This window comes from Mesorhizobium sp. M7A.F.Ca.AU.002.02.1.1, assembly GCF_003998535.1.
Classification (GTDB): Bacteria; Pseudomonadota; Alphaproteobacteria; order Rhizobiales; family Rhizobiaceae; genus Mesorhizobium; species Mesorhizobium ciceri.
In genome coordinates this window covers 1-2,562 of the sequence record NZ_RZPB01000812.1, presented here as the reverse complement: position 1 = coordinate 2,562, position 2,562 = coordinate 1, and the positions used below count along the sequence as shown (strand labels likewise).

Sequence of the window (2,562 nt, the reverse complement as noted above, 5' to 3'; positions counted from 1 at the left end):
GACCTGACCTCCTGCGGCCTGCTTGACGGGCGGCAACGGTAGGAAGCCTTGCGGCAACAGACCACGATCACGAATTTCCTGAGGGGTTTTCGCTGCCAGGCTGCTCCAGGTTTCGCCTGCCGGCAGTTTCACTCGCGAGCCTTCTTGTACAGCCTTGCGCCCGCCCGACATCATGACGCCGGGCATCGGCCGGTCGGCCAGATCGTAACGGCTCTCGAGCAGGCCGCGTTGCCGTTGTGTCACAGCCGGCTTTTGCGCCTCGTCAGTTTCCTTGACCGCAGAAAAAGGCAAGCTTGGCAATGGACGATACGTCAGATCCGGCGGCAGCGGGTCCGAAGCAACATTGAGCGTGAACGTTGCAGCGCCAAGCAGGACCGGCAAACCAAGATTGAAGATACGCGACATATCCCCTCCCCACAGCGTTGAATTTGGCCCCAACCAGTGCGCGCAAGCTTTGTTCCATAGCTTTGATAGCCCCAACGCTCACGCTCGGCTTTTCGATGATCACCGGTGTCGCTGCTTTGGAGGGTGCGATCTGCGTGCCTTGCCTGCGTACCGTTCTCGCCATCTTCTGGCTGATGACTGCACGTCCGCTGCCGACTCGTGGCCTTGCAGCAGGCCTGCATCGAGCGAAGCTATCTATCCCGACATTCCGGATTGTATCACCCCATCGGCCGACGACCCGTCAGACATCGCCGCATTGTTGATCTGGTCCGTCCCGAACTGAGCGACCTGAACCATCATGGCCCTGGCCTTTGCAATGAGTTCATCGTCGGGAAGAGTATGCCCGGCCTGCAGGGTAACTGTAATACACTCGCCTCCCTCGCCCCGAAATTCCACGACCGGAGCCTGGTCTCGGCTGACGACAACTCCCATCATCTGCATAAAAACCTCCTCGTCGCTTCCTGCATTGGCCAGACAAACGCAACCCAGCTCGGCTATCTAATCCTTGACATAGGCCCCAGGTTGACGCCCGCCTCTGGGCGCCTTGGCGTCTTTCGAATGCTCGGCGACCGCAGGGCCTGCTCCGGATATTTTCTCTGGGGCCGGTGAAGGTGTCGCCGGCTTTGACGGGCTCCTGCCGCTCGATTTCTCGGAGCGGTGTGATATGTTAGTTGAAGACTTGTCTGAAGAAGTCATGGCTCTTTCCCTAGCGCGAAAACCCCAATACCAACCTGCGAAACGCCGTGACGTTCCATCGTGATATGATCTCCGTTGTTGAACCTGGAGGCCTCGCTGGGGCGCACCGGCAATGGGCTGATTTTGCAAGACGAATGGCAACGGCCAAGGCGCTCGGGCAAGACACAGCCTGACACATCGCGGCGCGGGTATTGGAATGCGAGCCGACGCGAAACGCTTCATTGAGATCATCCATCACGGAACCCGCGGCAGGCAGCAGCTTCGTCATTTCTGCAGGAATGCGTTTTGCCAACGCCGACACCGCGACCATGCCCGTCGCCCGCCACTCTCTCCTGGTGCCAAGCGCCCGCTTGCAGCGCCTACCTCAAGGAGCCTGCAATACAGGCTGACTCCGCAGCTCAACCGATGAGGAACAATATCTCCCTTTGAAAGTTCTGGCCGACCCATGAAGGAGGTATGAAATGTCAGAATCACGCGAATGGCTTGTCCAATGGCTCAGGGATGCTCACGCCATGGAGGAGCAGGCCGAAACCATGTTGAATGGGCAACTGAACCGGATAGAGAACTATCCTGAGCTCAGCGAGCGGATTCGCCAGCACATCCAGGAGACCAGACAGCAGGCTGCTCGGCTGGAAACCTGTCTTGACCGCATCGGACAAGGATCTTCCACACTGAAGGATGCCGGCGGCAAGCTGACGGCAATGACGCAGTCGCTCAGTGGGGTGTTCGCCGGGGACGAAGTGATGAAGGGATCGCTTGCAAGCTACACGTTCGAGCACATGGAAATCGCCTCCTACACAATCCTGATCGCCGCCGCCAAATCGCTAGGCGAAGCAGAGGTCGCCCAGCTCTGCGAAGAGAATCTGCGTGAGGAAGTTGCGATGGCGGACTGGTTGAAAAGCCATATTCCAGCGACAGCCGAGCAGTTCCTCGCGCGGGCCGACTCGGAGAGTGACAACGCCAAGCGCTGATCTACGATCGTGGCTCGCAGGCGATAGTGAGCGCCGGTCAGCGCAGCGTACGGGCCCACGCTGACCGCCGTGGCGCGGGCCCACATAGCAACTACCTTGACCAGGTAGTATTCGTATCGGTCTTGGGGGTGACCGTCCTGTTTGGGCGGCAACGACAAACCAACGACCTGGTCTGATGACGGCAGTTCCTCATGCGGGCGTGGAGCGTCATTCCGATTGAAAACAGGAACTGAGAGAGCGGCATCTTGCGTCAAGACGCAAGTCGCAAGAAGCATCGTTAGGCCACTGAAGTGAGAACCTCCGTCGGGCCGGGCCACGAAACATTCGGCAGCGGTCGGGCGTTGTCTCGAGAGTTTGGGGCGACCCGCACCGCCATGTTTTCTTGGCAGGTGATCGAGTGCGTTCTGGGAAATGCGCGTGCCACCGGCCTCCGTTATGGCCTGACGATTCG

At 59.3% G+C, this 2,562-nt stretch carries 3 protein-coding genes and 1 pseudogene; 1 reads left to right on the top strand and 3 read right to left on the bottom strand.

All coding sequences use genetic code 11. The features are described 5' to 3' along the window. The 3 genes and pseudogenes from EN879_RS31685 to EN879_RS31670 all read right to left on the bottom strand — a co-directional run. A pseudogene (locus EN879_RS31685) lies at positions 1–405 on the bottom strand (cytochrome B6); the annotation flags it as partial. A gap of 234 nt (positions 406–639) precedes the next feature. Next, the gene (locus tag EN879_RS31680; protein WP_013525108.1) at positions 640–885 is read right to left on the bottom strand and encodes a hypothetical protein; all 246 of its coding nucleotides are present in this window, start codon (positions 883–885) and stop codon (positions 640–642) included. 265 nt (positions 886–1,150) lie between these two features. Further along, entirely contained in the window at positions 1,151–1,450 is a 300-nt protein-coding gene (locus EN879_RS31670) for a hypothetical protein (protein WP_127274512.1), read from the bottom strand. Between the two features lie 151 nt (positions 1,451–1,601). Here EN879_RS31670 and EN879_RS31665 point away from each other — a divergent pair, with 151 nt between their 5' ends. Next, positions 1,602–2,111 carry a DUF892 family protein gene (locus tag EN879_RS31665; RefSeq protein ID WP_063170790.1) on the top strand — a complete coding sequence of 170 codons (510 nt, stop codon included), beginning with the start codon at positions 1,602–1,604 and terminating at the stop codon, positions 2,109–2,111. The last annotated feature ends 451 nt before the right edge of the window (positions 2,112–2,562 follow it).